This window comes from Microbacterium sp. Leaf288 (genome assembly GCF_001422925.1).
GTDB lineage: Bacteria > Actinomycetota > Actinomycetes > Actinomycetales > Microbacteriaceae > Microbacterium.
This window is the reverse complement of record NZ_LMNI01000012.1, coordinates 198,869-221,324: the sequence shown is the minus strand read 5'-3', so window position 1 is coordinate 221,324 and position 22,456 is coordinate 198,869. Positions and strand designations below refer to the sequence as shown.

Sequence of the window (22,456 nt, the reverse complement as noted above, 5' to 3'; positions counted from 1 at the left end):
CACCTCACGCAGGCTTGAGGATCGCGGCTGCACGGATGCGTCCCCTCAGTGCGCACCGCCCGTTTGTGGATCGATCGTGGCGTAGCAGATTGCGGCCTGATGGCGATCGGGTCAGGTCACGGGTGCAGCCAGCGTGTCGAAGGCGGGTTGCAGTCGTCGCGCGCGATCGGGGTCGGACTTCGTGACCTCTTCGAGGAGCAATCGGGTCAGTGCGATGCGGGCGCTGAGCGGGCAGTGCGCGTTTACGGATCCAGTGCGGCCCGGGATCGGCAGTTGTGCGAGATTGCTGGCATGCTTTCGCCTCAGTCGCTCAGCGAAGATGACCGGAGACAAGTCGCTGCGTGGGCAGCGGATTGCGCGGAGCGCGTCCTGGCGCTGTTCGAGTCCGAGGCGCCAGGCGACGACCGGCCGCGCGACGCGATCGCGCGCACTCGAGGGTTCGCCGCAGGGCGACTGACGGCCGCCGACCAGATCCGTCGACGGTTCATCGCAGGGCGCGCAGCCAAGTCCGCCGCCTCGCCGGCCGGCGCCGCCGCCGCTCGGGCCGCCGCGCAGGCGGCCGGTGTCGCGCACATGGGCGCGCACGCGCTTGGCGCAGCCGCCTATGCGGCCCGCGCGGTCAGGCTCTCCGCGGGCGACCCGAACGCTGTGAACGAGGAACTCGAGTGGCAGATCGCCAGCATGAGTTCCGACGTCGCGGCTGCACTCCGGTCGCTCCCGCCGATCGGCAGCGACTCTGCCGGCCCGCTCGGCCCGGGGATGCTGTCATCCGGTGAGCTCGGCGAACACATCCGACAGCTCCAGACGCGACTTCACAGCACGACCGCCTGAGCGCTACTCGCGCTCGGGCACGGCATCCGCACTGCTCGCAGAGGATCGACGCCGCTCGGGGGGTTACGGCCAGATAGTGTTCGCTCATGTCGTTTGCAATACTCACGACCCAGGCCGCATGGAGTGGATTCTGGGAATGGTCGCAGACGCAACTCGGGGCAACTATCGTCGGTGGACTCGTCGTAGCGGCGGTACTGGGCGCGGTCGGGTGGCTCGCACGTAGACGGCGATTGCGAAAGGCGGCCGCCACGAACCGGGTTGGCGAGAGTTCGGACGACTTGTCGACCACGCACCCGGCGAATCCGACCTTCCAGTGGCGTTTGGCCAAAGAAGGCGATGAAACCGTGCGGCTGATCAACGAGGGAGCCTTGGCTGAGGTGACGACCATCGTCGGCCGACCTGGACTCACCCGCGTGAGTACGGACTTCAGCCTCCCCGTCCGGGTGCCCCATAAGTCGTCGATCGAACTCCGTGTTCGCAAGGACGACGGGCACGAACGTCACTGGCTCAACGTCAATTGGCTCCGCGAAGGCAGAGGCAACTTGCAAAGTCACAGCTTCGACGTCTGATCGCCGACCCGCCCGGAGCAGCTGTCAGCACGCATCGGAACGCCCTCATGCACGCCCTGAGGCCTGCACGCATCGTTCCGGCTTCGCGCAGTGCCCGCAACGGGATCGACGACGCACGTCATGGTCTTCACAGGGGTGATGCCCGTTGAGGGATGCGCTCACACCGATGTCGGTTGCGATCCTCGACAACGGCCCCGGCAACGACCTGACAGCTCCACCGATCCGGACACCATCTGTCCGGGAGTATCGCTACCTTCTCATCATGACAACGGCAGATACTCCGGCATTCCTCTATGCGCAGATCCCGTACCGCGATGCACCCGCCGCCCTCCGATGGCTCGAGCGCGCGTTCGGGCTGACGACCACCGCGGAATGGCCCGACGGTGAGGGAGGCATCCAGCACGCCGAGATGCGGCGCGGCGATGCTGTCTTCACCGTCTTCACCGATCGAGCGGGCTACGACCGCGCGCAACCACGCGGCGAGTCGGTCGGGCTCGGGCTGGTGTTCGCCCTGTGCTCTCCGGCCGAGGTCGACGACATCTTCCGGTCTGCCGTCGCGGCCGGCGCAGAGGTCGTCTTCGCACCCACCGACACGGAGTGGGGGAACTATCGTTGCCGCGTCCGGGACCTCGAAGGCTATGAGTGGACCTTCGGGACGTATAAGCCCGGCGAGCCGCAGGAGTGGGCGGGCGACGACCAGGTGGACTAGCTGTTCTTCCCCGACACGTTGTGAACGGCTGAGGTGAGCGGAGACCGGTCGCGGTCGGTCCCGTATCCCGAGTTCCTGGCATCGCCGTTTGACGCAATAGCCGCTGCTCTCGATCGCGCCGAGCGCGCCACAGATGTTGTCAAGGTGTTGTCACGAGAAAGGGATCGAGAGTCCTGAAGACTCTCGATCCCTTGTCCCGACTGGTGCCCCCGACAGGAATCGAACCTGCGACCTTTGGTACCGGAAACCAACGCTCTATCCCCTGAGCTACGGAGGCGTGCCGATCGAGACTACCATCCAGGCGCCCGTCGCCCCGCCACCTCAGGGCGCCGGGGGAGTGTCGTCCAGCGGTGCGTCGGCGACGATCGCTGGCTGCTGCTCCATGCGTTCGATCGCCGTTGCGACGCGGTCGGCGAGGTAGGCGTGGCCGTTCGTCGAGGGATGGTCACGACCGATGGGCCCGGTGTCGATGACATCGAGGTAGTTGGCGTCGGTGATCCAGTCGTCGCGGATGGGGGAGACGTACCACCAGCCGCGTGCGCCGGCCAGCTCGCTCAGGTCGGCGTCGATCCGGCGCGTGGCGTCCTGTACCGGCAGCACCTGCGGCGACGGGCCGAGGATCACGATCTCGGCGTCGGGGTAGCGGGCCTCGAGGGCGTTCCACGCGGCGGTGACGGCATCCCGGTATCCGGCCGGATAGAGCTTGCGGTCGTTGATCGACCCCTCGACGATGATCAGGTCGGGGTCGAGAGCCGGATCCAGCCCGCCGATGCGCTCGCCGTAGGCGGGGCCGTCGAGGCCGGGCTTGAGGTAGCCGCTGCCGCGCACGCCGTCCACGACGGTCTCGACGCCGAGCTCGTCGGCGAGGAGGTAGGCGAAGCCGAGCGTCGGCACGTTCGCGGCCGAGCCGTAGACCCACGAGTCCCCGAAGACGAGCACACGCGCATCGTCTTCGAGTACGAGGGGAGCGGGAGGGACGGATGCTGCGACCGCCGCCTCACCCTCGGCCACCGCCGCCGGAGCCACCGGTTCGGATGCACCCCAGGGGCGCAGCACCGCGACCGCGCACACCGCCGCGACGGCCAGTGCGGCGCCCGCCAAGGGGAGCCATAGCCGCCGGGCTCGGGTGTTGCCGGGCGCGTGCATGTGAAGAGGGTAAGTCATGCACGGACGAGGTCGTCCCCTGGGCCGTGAACTGGGGAAAAGAGGGGCCCGATCCTGAGGGTGGGAATCGCTTCCAGAACACTCGCAGCAAGAGGTTGTCAACCCCGCGCGATCGAGCCCTCGCGGCATGCGAGGATACTTCGGTGCAACGCGTCGTGACCGCTGAGATGGACCTCGAATTGGGGGCATCCGTCGACCTCATCTTCCAGATCGCAGCCGCTCAGGCGGTGCCGATCTCGAATGAGCATCTGACGTTCATCCAGGGCGATCGCGTGTACACCCCGACCGAGATCGTCGATCAGTCGGGAAGCAGGCTGCACCGCCTCACGGGCGAGCCCGGCCACCTCGAGATCCGCTACGAGGCGACCGTCGACGGACAGGCCGCGAGCAGCCGCACGAGCGATCTCGAAGCCATCACCTACCTGCGCCCGAGCCGCTACGCGCAGTCCGACGAGGTGTTCCAGCAGGCCCGTCGCCAGTTCAAGGGGCTCTCGGGCCACGACCTCATCGCGGCGGTGTCGGAGTTCGTCTCGACGAGCACCACGTACACGCCGGGTCTCAGTCAGGGCACCGACAGTGCGGTCACGACCCTCATGACCGGCCAGGGCGTCTGCCGAGACTACGCGCACGTCGTCATCGCCCTGCTGCGCGCGATGGACATGCCGGCCCGCTATGCCGCGTGCTTCGCGCCGGGGCTGCGCCCGATGGACTTCCACGCCGTCGCCGAGGCGTACCTCGACGGCGCCTGGTACGTCATCGACGCGACACGTCTCGCGAACCGCAATTCTCTGGTGCGCATCGCGACCGGGCGCGATGCCGCGGACTGCGCATTCCTCAGCTACCACGGCGGCTACGTCGGCCTGAAGCGCCTGCGCGTCGACGCGTGGGTGGTCCCCGAGGCCGCGACCCTCGACGGACTCGACACTCTGCCCGAAGTGCTGCCCGAGGCATCCGATCCCGCCGCCGACGACTTCGGCGCGCTGGTGCAGATCTCCTGACCCCGCGCAGGGGCGGGGCGGGCCGCGCCCGTAGACTTGACGGGCTATGAATCCCGAAGCCCTCTCCGCCGCCCTGCTCGCCGTCGTCGCCCCGCTCGCGGAGGCGCGACGACCCGGTGCGGCCGAAGGGCTCACGGTCGCCGATCTGCCGCTCGAGCGGCCGAAGAACCGCGACCACGGTGACTGGGCCTCGAACGCGGCGCTCAAGCTCGCGAAGGCCGTCGGCGCGAACCCCCGCGAGTTCGCCGCCGACATCGCGGCCGGTCTCGCGCAGGTCGAGGGCGTCGCCGATGTCGAGGTCGCCGGTCCCGGCTTCATCAACATCCGACTGGATGCTGCCGCCGCCGGTGCGCTCGCGAAGACCATCGTCGACGCGGGCGCGGCGTTCGGAACGAACGAGTCGCAGCGCGGCAACACGATCAACCTCGAATTCGTCAGTGCCAACCCGACGGGTCCGATGCACATCGGCCACACCCGCTGGGCGGCGCTCGGCGACTCGATGGCGCGGCTGCTGCTCGCGAGCGGTGCGACGCTCGTCCGCGAGTTCTACGTCAACGACGCGGGCGCGCAGATGGACCGGTTCGGCCGCTCGGTGCTCGCCGCCGCCAAGGGCGAGCCGACCCCCGAGGACGGCTACCCGGGTTCGTACATCGCCGACCTCGCGCAGCGTGTGCTCTCGGCGGTGCCCGAACTGCTGACGCTGGCGGAGGACGAGCAGCTGCGGATCGCGCGCGACCGCGCCTACGAGCTGCAGCTCGGCGACCTGCAGTCGTCGCTCGAGAAGTTCAACGTGCACTTCGACGTCTTCTTCAGCGAGCGCACGCTGCACGCGAAGGGGGCCGACGGCGAGCCGAGCCTCGTGGACGAGGCTGTCGACCGCTTGCGCGAACAGGGCCACGTGTTCGACGACGAGGGTGCCGTGTGGGTGCGCACCACGGACTTCGGCGACGACAAGGATCGCGTCATCCGTCGCTCGAACGGCGAGTACACCTACTTCGCGGCCGACGCGGCGTACTACCTCAACAAGGGCGACCGCGGCTTCGCGCACAAGATCTACCTGCTCGGTGCCGACCACCACGGCTACGTGCACCGCCTCAAGGCGCTCGCCGGTGCGGCCGGCGACGACCCCGAGAAGGACATCGAGGTGCTCATCGGGCAGCTCGTGTCGGTCAACGGCGCACGGCTCTCGAAGCGCGCGGGCAACATCATCGAGCTCGACGACCTGCGGGACTGGATCGGCACCGACGCGCTGCGCTATTCGCTGGCGCGCTATCCCGCGGACTCGCCGCTCACGCTCGACCCCGAGATCCTGCGCAAGCGCACCAATGACAACCCGGTCTTCTACGTCCAGTACGCGCACGCGCGCACGCACAACGTGGCGCGCAACGCCCACGGCTCAGGTGTCGACCGTTCCGAGTTCGCCCCCGAGCTGCTGACCCACGAGACCGAGTCGGCCCTCCTCGGCGCGCTTCAGGAGTTCCCGCGCATCGTGGCGTTCGCCGCCGAGGTGCGCGAGCCGCACCGCGTCGCGCGGTACCTCGAGGAGCTCGCGGGGCTCTACCACCGCTGGTACGACAACTGCCGCGTGATCCCGCTGGGTGACGAGCCCGTCGAGCCGGTGCACCGCACCCGGCTGTGGCTCAACGACGCCACTGGCCAGGTGCTGCGAAACGGGCTCGATCTCCTGGGTGTCACCGCACCGGAACGGATGTAGCAATGGCCAGAGGCGACACGCAGGCGACCGAGCCGATCCCCGACGGGACGCTGTCGACGGCACCGGCGCAGCCGCGCCGCGTGTGGCCGTGGATCGTGGCGTTCGCGATCGTCGCTGTGCTCGCCGTGGCCGCGTGGTTCGCCGCCGAGGCGATCGCCCGGCAGATCGTGACCGGCGTCGTCCGCGACCAGGTGCGCACCCAGCTGTCGCTGCCTGCCGACCACCCGATCGACGTCGACGTCGCCGGCGCCGTCATCCCCCAGCTCATCTCGGGCTCCATCGACGACCTCACGATCGCCTCCGACGACGTCACGCTCGGCGGTGTCACCGGCGATGTGACGGTGACGGCGCACGATGTCGCCGTGCGCGGCACCGGAGAGATGAGCGGCGCCACGGCGACCGTCTCGCTCGACGAGTCGCAGCTGCGCACGCTGCTGGCGACGGTCGAGGGTCTCCCGTCCGACTCCGTGGGCCTCGCCGCGCCGAACGTGACGATGTCGATCGACCTGCAGCTGTTCGGCGCGTCCATCCCCGTCGGCGTCGCCCTGGCGCCGTCCGCGGTTGACGGCGCCATCGTCCTGACGCCCGCGGCGTTCCGTCTCGGCGAGTCGGAGGTGACCGCCGACGCCCTGCGCAGCCAGTTCGGAGGTCTCGCCGACATCGTCCTGCGCGAGTGGAACGTGTGCATCGCGCAGTACCTGCCATCCGGAGTGACCCTTACCTCCGTCGAGGTGACCGGCGACGTGCTCGTCGCCGACTTCGACGTCGATGGGGCGATCGCCACCGATCCGGCGCTGCAGGCGAACGGCACCTGCGCCTGAGCCGCCGCAGGGCGTCACACGGCGCAGGGCCCTGGAGCCGTGTGCCCTAGACTGCTACCACCGCCAGGCGCGTGACCCCCTCCGGCCTGGCAGAGCCGCACCCGGACTCCCGGACGGCCAGCGTCGAAGCTCCCACTGATTGGTCCACCGTGTCCGCCGACCCGCACCACCGTTCCGTCGCTCCCGCGTGGCTCGAGCGCCCCGCCGACGCGAACGGGCTCGCCCCGGCCGTCTGGCCGGCGGCAGCGGCGCGTGATGCCGACGGCGTGCTGGAGCTCGGCGGCATCCCTGCCACCGCCCTGCGTGAGCGATTCGGCACGCCTCTCTATGTCGTGGACGAGGACGAGGTGCGCCAGGCCGCGCGCCGCACACTCGACGCCTTCCGCGCGGCTGCGGCGCTGCACGGCGTTCAGGCCCGCGTCTACTACGCCGGCAAGGCGTTCCTCAGCACCGAGGTCGTGCGCTGGGTCACCGAAGAGGGGCTCGCCGTCGACGTGTGCAGCGGCGGAGAACTCGCCGTCGCGCTCGCGGCGGGCGCCGACCCTGCGCGACTGGGCTTCCACGGCAACAACAAGTCGGTGGCCGAGCTCGAGCGGGCCGTCGAGGTCGGCATCGGCTCGATCGTCATCGACAGCCTCATCGAGATCGAGCGTCTCGCGGCGATCGTCGAGCGCCGCGGAGCGACGCAGGCCGTGCTGCTGCGGGTCAACAGCGGCGTGCACGCCGAGACGCACGACTTCCTCGCGACGGCTCACGAAGACCAGAAGTTCGGCTTCACGCTGACGGATGCCCCGGCCGCCGTCGCCCGCATCCGCGAGCTCGGCGGGCTCGAGTTCGTGGGCCTGCACTGCCACATCGGCTCGCAGATCTTCGGCACCGCCGGGTTCGAGGAGTCCGCCGCCCGCCTGGTCGAACTGCACGCCGAGCTCCGCGAAGGCGGCGAGCTGCCGGTCCTGAACCTCGGCGGCGGGTTCGGCATCGCCTACACGTCGGTCGACGACCCCACCCCCATCGAGCAGCTCGCGCTGGGCATCGCCGAGTCGGTCGCGCGGCAGTGCGAGGTGCGGGGCATCCCCATGCCGAACCTGGCGTTCGAGCCGGGCCGTGCCATCGTGGGCCGCGCGGGCGTGACCTTGTACGAGGTGGGCACGACCAAGCCCGTCGCGCTCGAGAGCGGCGACACCCGCCTGTACGTGAGCGTCGACGGCGGCATGAGCGACAACGCCCGCCCGGCCCTGTACGGCGCGCAGTTCTCGGCCCGCATCGCGTCGCGCACCAGCGACGTCGAGCCGGCGCTCGCGCGCGTCGTGGGCAAGCACTGCGAGTCGGGCGACATCGTCGTCGACGCGGAGTACCTGCCGGGGGACGTCTCGCCCGGCGACCTGCTCGCCGTGCCCGCGACGGGCGCATACTGCTTCTCGCTCGCGAGCAACTACAACTACGTCTCCCGCCCGCCCGTCGTGGCGCTGCGCGGGGGAGAGGCGCGCGTCATCGTGCGCGGCGAGACGATCGACGATCTGCTCGCCCGGGACGCAGGCCTCAGCACCGTGCGCGACGGGCGCGAGCTCGCCGGCGCACCGACGGAAGGAAGACAACGTATGCCTGTACTGAGCGAGCGAAGCGAGTCGAAGTGACCGACTACCGCCGCCTCCGCGTCGCACTGCTGGGAGCCGGAGCCGTCGGCTCGCAGGTCGCCGCGCTGCTGCGTCAGCACGCCGACGAGCTCGCCGACCGCGCGGGTGCACGACTGGAGCTGGTGGGCATCGCCGTGCGCGACGTCGACGCCAAGCGCGAGACCGACCTTCCGCGCGAGCTCTTCACGACCGATGCGGACTCGCTCATCGTCGGCTCCGACATCGTCATCGAGCTCATGGGCGGCATCGAGCCGGCGCGAGAGTACCTGCTCCACGCGATCAATTCGGGCGCCGACATCGTGACGGCCAACAAGGCGCTCCTGGCGACGCACGGCCCCGAGATCTTCGACGCCGCCGATCAGGTGGGTGCCGAGGTCTATTACGAGGCGGCCGCCGCGGGCGCGATCCCCATCATCCGTCCGCTGCGCGATTCGCTCGCCGGCGACCGCGTCCAGCGCATCATGGGCATCGTCAACGGAACCACGAACTACATCCTCGACCGGATGGACACCGAGGGCGCCGAGTTCTCCGACGTGCTCGCCGACGCGCAGCGCCTCGGTTACGCGGAGGCCGACCCGACCGCCGACGTCGAGGGCTACGACGCCGCGCAGAAGGCCGCGATCCTGGCGAGCCTGGCGTTCCACACGACCGTGCCGCTCGATGCGGTGCACCGCGAGGGCATCACCTCGATCGACAAGTCGATGATGGATGCCGCACGCCACGCCGGGTACGTCATCAAGCTGCTCGCCGTGTGCGAGCGCCTGACCGAGGCATCCGGTGAATCCATCTCGGTGCGCGTCTACCCGGCGCTCATCGACCGCGCGCACCCGCTCGCGAGCGTGCACGGCGCCAACAACGCGGTGTTCGTTCAGGCCGAGGCCGCCGGAAACCTCATGTTCTACGGCGCGGGCGCCGGTGGCGTGCAGACCGCGTCGGCGGTGCTCGGCGACGTCGTCTCGGCGGCGCGCCGCCACATCGCCGGCGGCGTCGGCGTCGGCGAGTCGACGCTCGCGAACCTGCCGATCGTTCCCGTCGGACGCGTCACCACGCGGTACCAGATCACGCTCGAAGTCGACGACCAGCCGGGCGTTCTGGCTACGGTCGCGGGCATCCTGAGCGAGGGTCGCGTGTCGATCGCGACCGTCGAGCAGACCGTCGTCGAGTCGGCCGAGGGCGAGAGCGGCGTGGCGCGACTGGTGATCGGCACGCACAAGGCTCTGGAGCAGGACCTGAGCGAGACGGTGGACCGCCTCGCCGCGAGCGGCGTCGTCGAGCGCGTCGTCTCGGTGCTGCGCGTCGAAGGCAATTGAAGACTTTTCTGAAGGAGAACTGACATGGCACACGTTTGGCGCGGAGTCCTCCGCGAGTACGCAGATCGTCTGGGCGTCACGGATGCCTCGACCGTCGTCACCCTCGGGGAGGGTGGCACGCCGCTCCTGCCCGCTCCCGCGCTGTCGCGCCGCACCGGCACCGACGTGTGGGTGAAGTTCGAGGGCATGAACCCCACGGGCTCGTTCAAGGACCGCGGCATGACCGTCGCCGTCTCGCGTGCGATCGAGCACGGGGCGAAGGCCGTCATCTGCGCCTCGACCGGAAACACGTCCGCCTCGGCGGCCGCATACGCCGCCCACGCCGGCATCACCGCCGCGGTGCTCGTGCCCGAGGGCAAGATCGCGATGGGCAAGCTCAGCCAGGCCGTGGCGCACAACGGCCGTCTCATCCAGATCCGCGGCAACTTCGACGACTGCCTCGAGATCGCGCGCGAACTCGCCGACAACTACCCGGTGCACCTGGTCAACTCGGTCAACCCCGACCGCATCGACGGTCAGAAGACCGCCGCGTACGAGGTCGTCGAGCAGCTGGGCGACGCCCCCGACTTCCACTTCATCCCGGTCGGCAACGCGGGCAACTACACCGCCTACACGCGCGGCTACCGCGAAGAGGCCGAGGCCGGCGTCTCGACCCGCGTGCCGCGCATGTTCGGCTTTCAGGCCGCCGGCTCGGCGCCGCTCGTCACCGGTGAGGTCGTGAAGAACCCGGAGACGGTCGCCAGCGCCATCCGCATCGGCAACCCCGCGTCGTGGGAGCTCGCCCTCGAGGCGCGCGCCGCGACCGACGGGTACTTCGGCGCGATCGACGACGACCGCATCCTCGCGGCCCAGAAGCTCCTCGCGGGCGAGGTGGGCATCTTCGTCGAGCCCGCGTCGGCGATCAGCGTCGCCGGTCTCCTCGACCGTGTGGAGGCGGGCATCGTGCCGCAGGGCGCGCGCGTCGTGCTCACGGTGACCGGCCACGGCCTCAAGGACCCGCACTGGGCACTGCGCAACGCCGACGGCTCCGAGGTCGAGCCCACCGTGGTCGACGCCACGACGTCGGAGGTGGCATCCGTCCTCGAGCTCGCTCCCGCGGCGGCGACCGCGTGAACGCAGCCGTCGCTCCGGCCCCCGGCCGCCGCGTGGTGGTGCGGGTTCCGGCGACGAGTGCCAACCTCGGGCCGGGGTTCGACACCCTCGGCCTCGCGCTGAGCGTGTACGACGAGCTCGACGTCACGGCGCTGCCCGAGGGCGAGCTCGAGATCGAGGTCGAGGGAGCCGGTGCGGACGACGTGCCACGCGACGCCTCGCACCTCGTGGTGCGGGCGATCGCGTACGCGTACGAATCGGTCGGGCGACGGATGCCGGGACTCCGCCTGGTCGCCAAGAACGTGATCCCGCACGGACGCGGCCTCGGCTCGTCCGGCGCGGCGGTCGTGTCCGGCCTGCTGGCCGCGAAGGGCCTGCTCGAGGGCGACGTCGAGCTCGGCCCCGATGCCCTGCTCCGTCTCGCGACCGAGCTCGAGGGCCACCCCGACAACGTCGCGCCGGCGCTGTTCGGCGGCCTCACCATCGCGTGGGTGGACGAGGACGGCCCGCAGCACAAGAAGCTGCTCGTGCACCGCGGTGTGTCGCCGCTCGTCTTCGTGCCGACCTTCACGATGTCGACCGAGCTCGCGCGCAGCCTTCAGCCGATGCATGTGCCGCGAGAGGACGCTGTCTTCAACGTCTCGCGCTCTGCGCTCCTGATCGCGGCGCTCACGCAGAGCCCCGAGCTGCTGCAGGCGGCGACGGAGGACAAGCTGCACCAGAACTACCGCGCGAGCGCCATGCCCGAGACCGACGGTCTTGTGCGGGCGCTGCGCGCGGCAGGCTTCGCGGCGGTCGTGTCGGGGGCGGGACCGAGCGTGCTCGTGCTCGCCGACGGCCCGGGACGACGCCTCGAGGCGGCGGCGCTCGCGGGTACCGCGACCGACACCCCGTGGGAGGCGCTCATGCTCGCCGTCGACTTCAAGGGTGGTACAGTGAGGGAGTACGCGGAGGGTTCCACGTAAGACGTGAATCTGGCCTCCGTCGCAAATCTGCGAAACCACCGCACGGCATCCTGACCTGCTGACGTCCGCTGAGCACCCTCGCGGTCCCTCACCCCGTCGGCGGGCGTTTCGACAGGCGTGACAACTGATCGAGACAGGCAGACGCCACCCGGCAGCGCCGTGCGATCGTGCACAATCGTTCCGTTTTTCACAAGGGAGAACTCGTGGAGTCCATCTCCGAGATCCACGCCGACGTTCCGGCCGACGAGCGCGCGGAAGCGCCCGAGGCCTTCGAGGACGCCGGCAGCATCGAAGCCCAGGCCGAGGCCGTGGCTGAGGAAGCCGTCATCGAGGCCGTCGCGGCCGAGGTCGTCGCCGAAGCGGCCGTCGAGGTCGCCGAGGCGGCCGACGCCGTCGCCGACGAGGCCGTCGTCGAGGCGCTCGCCGCCGAAGAGGTCGCCGAGGAGGCGGTCGCCGAGGCGATCGTCGCCGAGGAGTCCGGTGACACCGCCGCCGCAGAGGCCGCCGAGGAAGCGGCAGAGGAGGCCGTCGCCGAGGCGATCGTCGCCGACGCCGTCGCCGAGGAGGCCGTCGCCGAGGCTGCGGTCGCGGACGCGGTCGCCGAAGAAGCGGTCGCCGAGGCCGTCGTCGCCGAGGTCGTGGCCGAAGAGGTCGTCGCCGAGGTCGTGGCCGCCGAAGCGGCTGCCGAGGCGCCCGCTGCGCCCGCCAAGGCCCCGCGCAAGCGCGCTCCTCGCCGTGCCAAGAGCACCGACGTCGCGCCGGCCGAGCCCGCCGCGGAAGCACCGGCCGAGGAGCCGGCATCCGCCCCCGCCGAGGCTGCGCCGGCTGAGGCCGCGCCGGCTGAGGCCGGCGAGCAGGCCGCAGACGAGGCATCCGCCCCCGCCGAGGCGTCCGCCGCCGATGCAGAAGCGCCCGCCGAGGGCCGCGAGCAGGCCGCTGAGGGCGAGGGCGCCGAGACGCCGTCGCGCGGCCGGAGCCGCAGCCGCAGCCGCAGCCGCAACCGCAACGCTCAGAACCAGAACGCCCAGGGCGGCCAGGGCGGCCAGGCCGCACAGGGCCAGAACGCGCAGGGCGGTCAGAACCAGAACGCCCAGCCCGTCGCGGAGCCGGCGAAGGCCGACGCGCAGGACGACGAGCAGTCGGCCCAGGGCAACGGCCGAGGCCGCCAGCGCAACAAGCGCCGTGGCACGCAGGCCGCCGCCGGTGGCGATGAGTTCGAGACCGAGATCGGCGAGGACGACGTCCTCATCCCGATCGCGGGCATCCTCGACGTGCTCGACAACTACGCGTTCGTGCGCACCTCCGGCTACCTGCCCGGCCCGAGCGACGTCTACGTCTCGCTCGGTCAGGTGAAGAAGTACAACCTGCGCAAGGGCGACGCGGTCGTCGGCTCGATCAAGCAGCCGCGCGAGGGTGAGCAGTCCAGCCGTCAGAAGTACAACGCGCTGGTCAAGGTCGACGCGATCAACGGCCTGTCGGTGGACGACGCTGCCGCGCGTGTCGAGTTCGGCAAGCTGACGCCGCTCTACCCGCAGGAGCGTCTTCGCCTCGAGACCGCGCCCGAGAAGCTGACGCAGCGCATCATCGACCTCGTCGCGCCGATCGGCAAGGGCCAGCGCGGCCTCATCGTCGCGCCCCCGAAGGCGGGCAAGACGATCGTGCTGCAGCAGATCGCCAACGCGATCTCGATCAACAACCCCGAGGTGCACCTCATGGTCGTGCTCGTCGACGAGCGCCCCGAAGAGGTCACCGACATGCAGCGCACGGTGAAGGGCGAGGTCATCGCCTCGACCTTCGACCGCCCTGCCGAGGACCACACCACGGTCGCCGAGCTCGCCATCGAGCGCGCCAAGCGCCTCGTGGAGCTCGGCCGCGACGTCGTCGTGCTGCTCGACTCGATCACGCGCCTCGGCCGCGCCTACAACATCTCGGCGCCGACCTCGGGCCGCGTGCTCACCGGTGGTGTCGATGCGTCGGCGCTGTACCCGCCCAAGCGCTTCTTCGGCGCCGCGCGCAACATCGAGAACGGCGGATCGCTCACGATCCTCGCGACGGCCCTCGTCGAGACCGGCTCCAAGATGGACGACGTGATCTTCGAGGAGTTCAAGGGCACCGGCAACAGCGAACTGCGCCTGAACCGCCAGCTCGCCGACAAGCGCATCTTCCCGGCGGTCGACGTCAACGCATCGTCCACGCGCCGCGAAGAGATGCTGCTCTCGCCCGACGAGGTCAAGATCACCTGGAAGCTCCGCCGCGCGCTGGCCGGCCTCGAGCCCCAGCAGGCCCTCGAGGTCGTGCTCGGCAAGCTCAAGGAGACGCAGTCGAACGTCGAGTTCCTGGTGCAGATGCAGAAGTCGATCCCGGCGCCCGCCAACGGGCACGGCGGCGGCCGCAGCCACGATCACGACAACAGCATCCGCTGAGCCGTGTTCGAGTCCGTCAAGGGACTGATCGACGAGCACCGCGCGGTCCAGGAGGAGCTCTCTGACCCCGCGGTGCACGCCGATGCGGCGCGCGCCAAGCGGGTGAACCGGCGCTACGCCGAGCTGTCGCGCATCGTGAAGGCCCACGAGGACTGGGTGGCGGCATCCGATGATCTGGATGCCGCCCGCGAGCTCGCCCGTGAGGACGACGCGTTCGCGGAGGAGGTGCCGGCCCTCGAGGCCGGGCTGGCCGAGGCGCAGGAGCGCCTGCGACGCCTGCTGATCCCGCGCGACCCCGACGACGCGCGCGACGTGATCATGGAGATCAAGCAGGGCGAGGGCGGTGCCGAATCGGCGCTGTTCGCGGCCGACCTCCTGCGCATGTACCTGCAGTACGCGGCGTCGAAGGGCTGGAAGACCGAGCTCCTCGAGCGCAACGAGTCCGACCTCGGCGGCTACAAGGACGTCCAGATCGCGATCAAGGGCTCCTCCTCCGACCCGGCGCAGGGCGTGTGGGCGCACCTCAAGTACGAGGGCGGCGTGCACCGCGTGCAGCGCGTGCCGGCGACCGAGTCCCAGGGGCGCATCCACACGTCGACCACCGGTGTGCTGGTGTTCCCCGAGGTCGACGAGCCCGAAGAGATCCACATCGACCCGAACGACCTGAAGATCGACGTCTTCCGCTCGTCGGGTCCGGGCGGCCAGTCGGTGAACACGACCGACTCCGCAGTGCGCATCACCCACCTCCCTACGGGGATCGTGGTGTCGATGCAGAACGAGAAGTCGCAGCTGCAGAACCGTGAGGCGGGCATGCGCGTGCTCCGGGCACGCCTCCTCGCCAAGCAGCAGGAGGAGCTCGAGGCTGCGGCATCCGACGCCCGCAAGTCGCAGATCCGCGGCATGGACCGGTCCGAGCGCATCCGCACGTACAACTTCCCCGAGAACCGCATCGCCGATCACCGCACCGGCTACAAGGCCTACAACCTCGACCAGGTGATGGACGGCGCGCTCGAGCCCCTCATCGAGTCGGCCATCACGGCCGACGAGGAGGCCCGTCTCGCGGCCCTCGGCTCCGACGACTGACCCTCCGCGCTGTGGCCGGGCGTGCGCGCCCAGACCTGGGGCGCAGCCCCCGGTCTCGGCGCGGATCCCCGGTCTCCGGATCCGTGGCGGTCGGCGGACTCCGGATGCTGCGCCGGTAGGCTTCGAGCGTGCTCACGCTGCTCATCCGCGCCCTCATCTTCCTGGTGTCGGCGGCGCTCGGCCTCATCGTCGCGGACCTCGTCCTGCCGGGCTTCTCCCTGCACTGGAACGACTGGTGGGGGATCCTCCTCGCCGTCGTGATCTTCGCCGTGCTGCAGAGCGTGCTCGCGCCCTGGCTGTTCAAGATCACGCGGCGGCACGCCAACGCGCTGATCGGGGGCATCGGACTGCTCTCGACGTTCGTGGCCCTGCTCATCGCGGTGCTCATCCCCGCGGCGGGCATCGGCATCGACGGCCCGGTCGCCTGGATCATCGGAACGCTCATCGTATGGCTGGTCACCGCGCTCGCGACGTGGCTGCTGCCGCCGCTGTTCATCAAGAACAAGGTGCAGGACCGCCGCGGCTGACGCCCGAAGACAGGGATTCCTCCCGATCCCGCCGGGCCGCCTCAGCCACGAGGCTGGTGGAATGATAGGCGGTATGCAGATCGGCCGGGTGCCCCTCGTCGGCCGCCAGGCGGACCTCGACGCGTTGCGCGACGAGGTCGACGCCGTGGGTGCGGAGGGCCGTGCCGTCGTCGTGTCGGGTGACGCCGGGATGGGCAAGACCCGCCTGCTCCGGGACTTCACCGACAGCCTCACCGACGTGGTCGTCGTCCGGGGCGCCTGCGTCGACTCCGGCTCGGGCCCCGCACCGCTGACCGCGATCACCGACCTCCTGCGCGACCTCGTCGACGCGCTGGGCGTGGAGGCGGTGCGCGAGGCCGCCGGTCCCGGCGCGGACGCGCTCGGCGTGCTCGTCCCGGCGCTCGCCGACAGCGCCGGCGACGCCGAGCGTCTGGCCGACGTCGTCGTCGAGCTGTTCTCGCAGCTGGCGCGCACGCACCGGCTGGTCGTCATCATCGAGGACCTCCACTGGGCCGACAGCACGACCTGCGACATCGCGGCGCGGCTGGTCCGCCGCGCGGCCGCGCTGCCGCTCTTCGTGCTGCTGTCGTACCGCACCGACGACGTCGGGCGGGCCCATCCGCTGCGTCCGGTGCTCGCCGAGCTCGACCGCGCGCGCCTGCTGACGCACCGGCCCCTCGCTCGCCTCAGCCCTGCCGAGGTCGGCGCACTCGCCAATGCGGTGCACGGCGACACGCTCGCGGCCGGCGTGCTGAACGACATCGCCGCCCGCAGCGACGGCATCCCGTTCTACGTCGAGGAGCTCGCGAGCTTCACCGGCGCGAGGCTCCCGGTATCGCTGCGGGACGTGCTCCTCCTGAGATACGAGCGATTGGATGCTGAGGCCCGCCGCTTCGCACGCGTGCTGGCGACCGGCGGGGTCGAGGTGGAGCACGCCGTCCTCCGCGACGTCTTCGACGGGGACGAGGCTGCCCTCGAGGATGCCGTGCGCAGCGCCGTCGACGCGCAGGTCGTCGTGATCCGCGACGAGGCGTACGCGTTCCGCCACGCGCTCATGCAGGAGGCGGTCTACGCGGAGCTCCTGCCGACCGAACGGACGCGTCTGCACACCGCCTACGCCGTGGCACTCGAGAACTCGGCGCCCACGGCCCGGGTCCTCGCGGACATCGCCCACCACTGGCGCGCGGCGCGCGTGCCCGACCGCGCGCTGGCCGCGGGGGTGGCGGCGCAGCGCGCCGCGAGCGTCGCATCGGCGTGGTCGACGGCGGCCGAGGCGGGGGAGCGGGTGCTCGAGCTCTGGGATTCGGTCCCCGACCCCGAGGGGATCTGCGGGATGCCGCGCGCCGAGGTGCTGCGACGCACCTCTGCCGCCCTCGTGTCGGCGAACCGGAACGACCGAGCCCTCGCGTTCGCGCAGGAAGCAGTCGCCCTCTGGCCCGAGGACGACGTCGTCGGGCGCGCCACGATGCTCGGCGACCTGGCGACGATCGAGTTCCAGGCGGGGGTGTCGGACGGGGTCGAGAGCATCGAGCAGGCGCTGTCGATCCTGGGCGACGACCCGCAGCACGACGTGCAGCGCGCGGGCCTCCTGCTCAGCTCCGCGCGCGTGCACATGCTCAACGGGCGCCAGGCACTCGGCGCGGAGGTCGCCGCGCAGACGCGGGCGACCGCCGAGGCAGCGGCTGCCGCGGGAGACCCCGCCGCGCGGGAGATCCTCGCGCAGGCGCTGCTCATCGCCGCGACGTGTCGCGCCAGCGTCGGCGACCCGGACGGCGTGAGCCTCTTCGAGGAGGCGCGTACGCACGCGGACGGGTTCGTCCGCGCGATGATGCGGTTCTACATCAACTACTCGAACACCCTCATGCTGATCGGCCGCTACGAGGACGCCGTCGCCCTGGCGCGGGAGGGGCAGGAGTACGGCCGCACCCACGTGGCCGACCTCGGCCCGCTCGTGATGATCGAGGCCAACATGATCGAGGCGCACATCTACGCGGGCCGGCTGCGGGAGGCCGAGGAGCTCGGCGGTCTGCTCCCGATGGTCGAACCGGGCCTCTACTCCGCCTTCCTGCGCGAGCGGCTGGTGTGCCTGGCGATCTGGCGCGGGCGTATCGACGGCGCCGAGGCGGCCCTGGACGCGGCCCGTCTGGAGCTCGACATGTTCGGCGCGTACGAGTTCCAGACCCGCTTCGGCATGGCGTACGACCTCGGCGAACTGGCGCTCGCGCGCGGAGACGCGCACGGAGCGCTCTCGCACGCGCGCCTGGCCTGGGAGACGCCCGCCGGCGGCGTGCTCGCGCTGCCGCTGACCGCGATCGCGGCCAGGGCGGTCGCGATGCTCCGCGAAGCCGGTGAGGATGCCGACATCGAGCCCTACCGAGCCGTGCTCGCCGGATTCGACGCCTGGCCGGTGACTCCGCTATGGGCGGCGGTCTTCGCCGCCGAGCTGGGCGAAGGACCGTGGACCGCCGCGATCGACGCGATCGGACCCGCCTACATCCGCGCGTACGCGCGCGTGCGGCACGGCGAGGCGCTGCTGGCGGAGGGCGACCGCGCCGGCGCGCGCGAGGCGCTCACGGGGGCGGCGTCGTACGCCGGGGAACTCGGTGCGGACGGCCTCGCCGCGCGCGCGAACGCGCTGCTGACGGATGCCGGACTCACGGGCGACGCGCCGCGCTCACTGCTGACCGCCCGCGAGGAGCAGGTGCTCGAGCTGGTCGCCGAAGGGCTCAGCAACGGGCAGATCGCGGAACGGCTCTACATCAGCGTCAAGACGGTCTCGGTGCACGTGTCGGCGATCCTGCGCAAGCTCGATGCGTCCTCCCGCACGGCAGCGGCCGCGATCTACCGTCGCAGCGCCGCGTAGACCCGGCCGGACCCGGTGCTCTACGAGAAGCCGCGGGCCGCGGCATCCGTCATCCGGCGTGGTCGGGCTCCGACACGGCTCGTTCCCTGCGCGACCTCGACCCGGCGTCAGATGTGGTACTCGGGCGTCGTCAGCAGGGCACGGGTGTCGTCGCCGACGCGGCGGGCGCGCGGCTTCGCGGGCACGCCGACCAGCACGCTGTCGGCGGGCGCGTACTTGGTGACGACCGCGTTCGCGCCGACGACGGATCCGGCGCCGATCGTGATCGGGCCGAGGATCTTGGCACCGGCGCCGACGGCGACGCCGTCCTCGATCGTGGGGTGGCGCTTGCCGCCCTCGCGCTGGCGGCCGCCGAGCGTGACGCCGTGGTAGAGCATCACGTCGTCGCCGACCTCGGCGGTCTCTCCGACCACGACGCCCATGCCGTGGTCGATGAAGAAGCGACGGCCGATCGTGGCACCGGGGTGGATCTCGATGCCGGTGAGCCACCGGGTGATCTGCGACCCGGCGCGCGCGACGAAGCGGAAGTCCCGCGTCCACAGGGCGTGCCACACGCGGTGCGCCCAGATCGCGTGCAGGCCGGGGTACAGCACGGCGATCTCGAGGCCGCCGCGCGCCGCGGGGTCGCGCAGCTTCGCCGCGGCGACGTCCTCGCGGGCCCGGGCGAAGAATCCGATGCGTTCGTCGGTCATTTGGTCTGGGCCTCCGGCTCGCGCAGGTGCTCGTACAGAGCGGTCGACAGGTATCGCTCGCCGGAGTCGGGCACGATCACGACGATGCGCTGCCCGGCGGCCTCGGGGCGCGCGGCGATCTGGAGCGCCGCCCACACGGCGGCGCCGGCCGACATCCCGGCGAGGATGCCCTCGCGGGTGGCGAGCTCGCGCGCGACCGTGATCGCGTCAACGAACTCGACGTCGAAGATCTCGTCGACGACCGAGCGGTCGAGCACCTCGGGGACGAAGTTCGGTCCGATCCCCTGGATCCGGTGCCCGCCGGCGCGGCCCTCCGTCAGAACGGGGGAGTCCTTCGGCTCGACGAGGACGATCCTGACGTGAGGGTTCCGCTCCTTGAGCACCTGACCCACGCCGGTGATCGTGCCGCCCGTGCCCGAACCCGCGACGAACCAGTCCACGCGGCCCTCGGTGTCGCGCCAGATCTCCTCGGCGGTGGTCTTGCGGTGGATCGCCGCATTCGCCTCGTGCTCGAACTGGCGCGCGAGGATGGCCCCGGGGGTCTCGGCGACGATGCGCCGGGCCGCGTCGACGGCCTCGGTCATGCCCTTGTAGGGGTCGGTGAGCACGAGCTCGGCGCCGAACGCCTTCAAGAGGGTGCGGCGCTCCTTCGACATCGAGGCGGGCATCGTCAGGATGACGCGGTAGCCGCGCGCGGCGCCGATCAGCGCGAGCGAGATACCGGTGTTGCCGCTCGTGGATTCGACGATCGTGCCGCCCGGGAGCAGCTCGCCTGCGGCCTCGGCGGCCTCGACGAGCGCGTAGCCGAGGCGGTCCTTGACCGAGGAGCCCGGGTTGTAGAACTCGAGCTTCGCGAGCACCTCCGCCTCGAGGCCCTGCGTGAGCGCGTTGAGCCGCACGAGCGGCGTCTCGCCGAAGGCGGTGGTGATGTCGGAATGGATGCCGGGCACGTGGAACTCCCTCGGATCAGCGGTGCGCGAAGACGGCGACGGCGCGCCGGCGCCCGAACGGGGTCGGGGCGGCCGGCGCGCCGTCGTGACGACTCAATCTTCGCGCAGATCCTCGTAGAGCGCGGTCGACAGGTACCGCTCGCCGAACGAGGGGACGATGACGACGATGTTCTTGCCGGCGGCCTCGGGGCGTGCAGCCACCTGGAGCGCCGCCCAGATCGCCGCACCAGACGAGATGCCGACCAGGATGCCGTCCTGCGCGCCGACGGCGCGTGCCGTCGAGATCGCGTCGGGGAACTCGACGTCGATGACCTCGTCGATGACGCCCTGATCGAGGATCGCCGGGACGAAGTTGGGGCCGATGCCCTGGATCTTGTGCGGGCCGGGCGTGCCCTTCGTGAGCAGCGGCGAGTCGGCCGGCTCGACGGCGACGACCTTGGCGCCGGGCACGCGCTCCTTGAGCACCTGGCCGACGCCGGTGATCGTGCCGCCCGTGCCGATGCCGGCGACGAAGTAGTCGATCTGGCCATCGGTGTCGCGGATGATCTCCTCCGCGGTGGTCTTGCGGTGGATCTCCACGTTCGCCTGGTTCTCGAACTGGCGGGCGAGGATCGCACCGGGAATGGCGGCGACGAGCTCCTCGGCCTTCGCGATCGCACCCTTCATGCCGCCGGCGGGGTCGGTGAGCTCGAGCTCGGCGCCGTAGGCCTTCAGCAGGAGGCGGCGCTCGATCGACATCGACGAGGGCATCGCGAGGACCACGCGGTACCCGCGCGCCGCACCGACCATCGCCAGCGCGATGCCGGTGTTGCCGCTGGTCGCCTCGACGATCGTGCCGCCCGGCTTCAACTCGCCCGAGGCCTCCGCGGCATCGACGATCGCGATTCCCAGGCGGTCCTTCACGCTCGAGGCGGGGTTGTAGAACTCGAGCTTCGCCAGGACGTTTGCGCCGGCACCGTTGGTGACGCGGTTCAGGCGTACCAGCGGCGTGTTGCCGAATGCGGAAGTGATGTCGGGATGGATGCCGGTCATGTCGGGACCTTTCGCGGGTTCTCGGCTGAATCGAGCACCAGCCTAGGGGGCGGTGTTTTCCATGAGTCCTTCTGTGACGAAAGGGTGGCGCGCACGCGGTACCCTCCTGCGCGCCTCGCACGGAGCCGGCCCTAAAGTGGATGCGGTCATGGCTTCTCCCGACGAATCCCCCCTGCTCTCCGATGCCCTCCGCCGCGCCGCCGCGCGTCTGGCCGAGGTCGGCGTCACCGATCCGTCCGTCGACACCGAACTGCTCGCCGCCTTCGTGCTCGGCTCCGGGCGCGGGGGAGTGCAGGCGGCCGCGATCCGCGGCGATCGCCTGGCCGCCGCCGACGCCTCCCGCCTCGACGAGCTGGTCGCCCGCCGCGCCACCCGCGAGCCGCTGCAGCACATCATCGGGACGGCACCCTTCCGCCACCTGGAGCTGCGGGTCGGCCCCGGCGTGTTCGTGCCGCGCCCAGAGACCGAGGTCGTCGCGCAGCTGGCGATCGACGCGCTGCGGGCCGCAGCATCCGCGTCTCCCATCGCGGTGGATCTCGGCACCGGCAGCGGCGCGATCGCCCTCGCCATGGCGACCGAGGTGCCGCACGCACGCGTCTACGCCGCGGAGAACTCGGTCGACGCCTTCGTGTGGACGAAGGAGAACTTCGCGCACGTCGGCGCCGACAACGCGACGCTCGCCTTCATCGACCTCGCCCACGCCTTCGGTGAGCTCGACGGCACGGTCTCGGTGGTGGCATCCAATCCTCCGTATGTTCCGGATGCTGCGATCCCGCGCGATCCGGAAGTCCGCTTCTTCGACCCGCCCGCGGCGCTGTACGGGGGAGAGGACGGCCTCGACGTCGTCCGCGCGCTGAGCGGGGTGGGCCTGCGGCTCGCGCACCCGGGCGGTCTGATCGTGATCGAGCACGGCGAGTGGCAGGGCGAGGCGATCCGCGGGATCCTCGAGGCCGACGGCTGGCGTGCCGCCGCGACCCACCCCGACCTCACGATGCGCGACCGCGCGACCACCGCCCTGCATCCCTGATCGCCCGTCCCGGTCTCGGAGCGTTCGTCCGGGGCCGCGCAACTAGACTTCC

General features: G+C 71.0%; 19 protein-coding genes and 1 tRNA gene. 15 read left to right on the top strand and 5 right to left on the bottom strand.

Annotated elements, in window-relative coordinates; all coding sequences use genetic code 11:
* Positions 1–99: 99 nt before the first annotated feature.
* The 3 genes from ASF40_RS14615 (at position 100) to ASF40_RS14610 (ending at position 2,109) form a co-directional block, all read left to right on the top strand.
* Positions 100–831, top strand: coding sequence for a putative immunity protein (locus ASF40_RS14615; RefSeq protein WP_327037409.1), 732 nt, complete (start codon positions 100–102; stop codon positions 829–831).
* Positions 832–1,109: 278 nt separating this feature from the next.
* Complete coding sequence (locus ASF40_RS21150) at positions 1,110–1,400, top strand: hypothetical protein (RefSeq protein WP_157549696.1); 291 nt, start codon at positions 1,110–1,112, stop codon at positions 1,398–1,400.
* A 262-nt stretch (positions 1,401–1,662) separates the two neighbouring features.
* Positions 1,663–2,109 carry a VOC family protein gene (locus tag ASF40_RS14610; RefSeq protein ID WP_200919497.1) on the top strand — a complete coding sequence of 149 codons (447 nt, stop codon included), beginning with the start codon at positions 1,663–1,665 and terminating at the stop codon, positions 2,107–2,109.
* 201 nt (positions 2,110–2,310) lie between these two features.
* Here ASF40_RS14610 and ASF40_RS14605 read toward each other — a convergent pair.
* Positions 2,311–2,386: transfer RNA gene (locus tag ASF40_RS14605), tRNA-Arg, on the bottom strand.
* A gap of 44 nt (positions 2,387–2,430) precedes the next feature.
* Entirely contained in the window at positions 2,431–3,255 is an 825-nt protein-coding gene (locus ASF40_RS14600; RefSeq protein WP_235560251.1) for an SGNH/GDSL hydrolase family protein, read from the bottom strand.
* A 161-nt stretch (positions 3,256–3,416) separates the two neighbouring features.
* Between ASF40_RS14600 and ASF40_RS14595 the strand changes: the two genes are divergently transcribed.
* The 11 genes from ASF40_RS14595 to ASF40_RS14545 all read left to right on the top strand — a co-directional run bounded on the left by ASF40_RS14595 (position 3,417) and on the right by ASF40_RS14545 (position 18,703).
* Complete coding sequence (locus ASF40_RS14595; protein WP_056370339.1) at positions 3,417–4,271, top strand: transglutaminase-like domain-containing protein; 855 nt, start codon at positions 3,417–3,419, stop codon at positions 4,269–4,271.
* A 46-nt stretch (positions 4,272–4,317) separates the two neighbouring features.
* Positions 4,318–5,985: an arginine--tRNA ligase gene (locus ASF40_RS14590; protein ID WP_056370337.1), complete on the top strand. Its 1,668-nt coding sequence runs from the start codon at positions 4,318–4,320 to the stop codon at positions 5,983–5,985.
* Between the two features lie 2 nt (positions 5,986–5,987).
* The gene (locus tag ASF40_RS14585) at positions 5,988–6,806 is read left to right on the top strand and encodes an LmeA family phospholipid-binding protein (RefSeq protein WP_056370334.1); all 819 of its coding nucleotides are present in this window, start codon (positions 5,988–5,990) and stop codon (positions 6,804–6,806) included.
* A gap of 149 nt (positions 6,807–6,955) precedes the next feature.
* Positions 6,956–8,440: a diaminopimelate decarboxylase gene (gene lysA / locus ASF40_RS14580; protein WP_056370332.1), complete on the top strand. Its 1,485-nt coding sequence runs from the start codon at positions 6,956–6,958 to the stop codon at positions 8,438–8,440.
* Entirely contained in the window at positions 8,437–9,750 is a 1,314-nt protein-coding gene (locus ASF40_RS14575; RefSeq protein ID WP_056370330.1) for a homoserine dehydrogenase, read from the top strand. The genes lysA and ASF40_RS14575 overlap by 4 nt, the downstream gene beginning before the upstream one ends.
* Before the next feature lie 24 nt (positions 9,751–9,774).
* Entirely contained in the window at positions 9,775–10,863 is a 1,089-nt protein-coding gene (gene thrC, locus ASF40_RS14570; RefSeq protein ID WP_056370328.1) for a threonine synthase, read from the top strand.
* A complete protein-coding gene (thrB, locus tag ASF40_RS14565) occupies positions 10,860–11,807 on the top strand; it encodes a homoserine kinase (protein ID WP_056370326.1) in 948 nt (315 codons plus the stop codon). The genes thrC and thrB overlap by 4 nt, the downstream gene beginning before the upstream one ends.
* 203 nt (positions 11,808–12,010) lie before the next feature.
* Positions 12,011–14,230 (top strand): transcription termination factor Rho, encoded by a 2,220-nt coding sequence (gene rho / locus ASF40_RS14560; RefSeq protein WP_056370323.1) that lies wholly within the window; start codon positions 12,011–12,013, stop codon positions 14,228–14,230.
* Between the two features lie 3 nt (positions 14,231–14,233).
* Positions 14,234–15,313 (top strand): peptide chain release factor 1, encoded by a 1,080-nt coding sequence (gene prfA, locus ASF40_RS14555; protein ID WP_056370322.1) that lies wholly within the window; start codon positions 14,234–14,236, stop codon positions 15,311–15,313.
* Positions 15,314–15,441: 128 nt separating this feature from the next.
* The gene (locus ASF40_RS14550) at positions 15,442–15,840 is read left to right on the top strand and encodes a phage holin family protein (RefSeq protein ID WP_056370316.1); all 399 of its coding nucleotides are present in this window, start codon (positions 15,442–15,444) and stop codon (positions 15,838–15,840) included.
* A 73-nt stretch (positions 15,841–15,913) separates the two neighbouring features.
* A complete protein-coding gene (locus ASF40_RS14545) occupies positions 15,914–18,703 on the top strand; it encodes a helix-turn-helix transcriptional regulator (protein ID WP_056370309.1) in 2,790 nt (929 codons plus the stop codon).
* Between the two features lie 107 nt (positions 18,704–18,810).
* Here the strand turns inward: ASF40_RS14545 and epsC are convergent, their stop codons facing one another.
* From epsC to cysK (ASF40_RS14530), 3 genes are all read right to left on the bottom strand, one after another.
* Positions 18,811–19,395 (bottom strand): serine O-acetyltransferase EpsC, encoded by a 585-nt coding sequence (epsC, locus tag ASF40_RS14540; protein ID WP_056370304.1) that lies wholly within the window; start codon positions 19,393–19,395, stop codon positions 18,811–18,813.
* Positions 19,392–20,345: a cysteine synthase A gene (cysK, locus tag ASF40_RS14535; RefSeq protein WP_056370301.1), complete on the bottom strand. Its 954-nt coding sequence runs from the start codon at positions 20,343–20,345 to the stop codon at positions 19,392–19,394. Before cysK (ASF40_RS14535) ends, epsC begins: the two co-directional genes overlap by 4 nt.
* Positions 20,346–20,438: 93 nt before the next feature.
* Positions 20,439–21,377, bottom strand: a complete 939-nt coding sequence (gene cysK / locus ASF40_RS14530; protein WP_045297522.1) for a cysteine synthase A — start codon at positions 21,375–21,377, stop codon at positions 20,439–20,441.
* Positions 21,378–21,525: 148 nt separating this feature from the next.
* Between cysK (ASF40_RS14530) and prmC the strand changes: the two genes are divergently transcribed.
* On the top strand, positions 21,526–22,404 hold the full coding sequence (prmC, locus tag ASF40_RS14525) for a peptide chain release factor N(5)-glutamine methyltransferase (protein WP_056370300.1): 879 nt from the start codon (positions 21,526–21,528) through the stop codon (positions 22,402–22,404).
* Positions 22,405–22,456 lie beyond the last annotated feature (52 nt).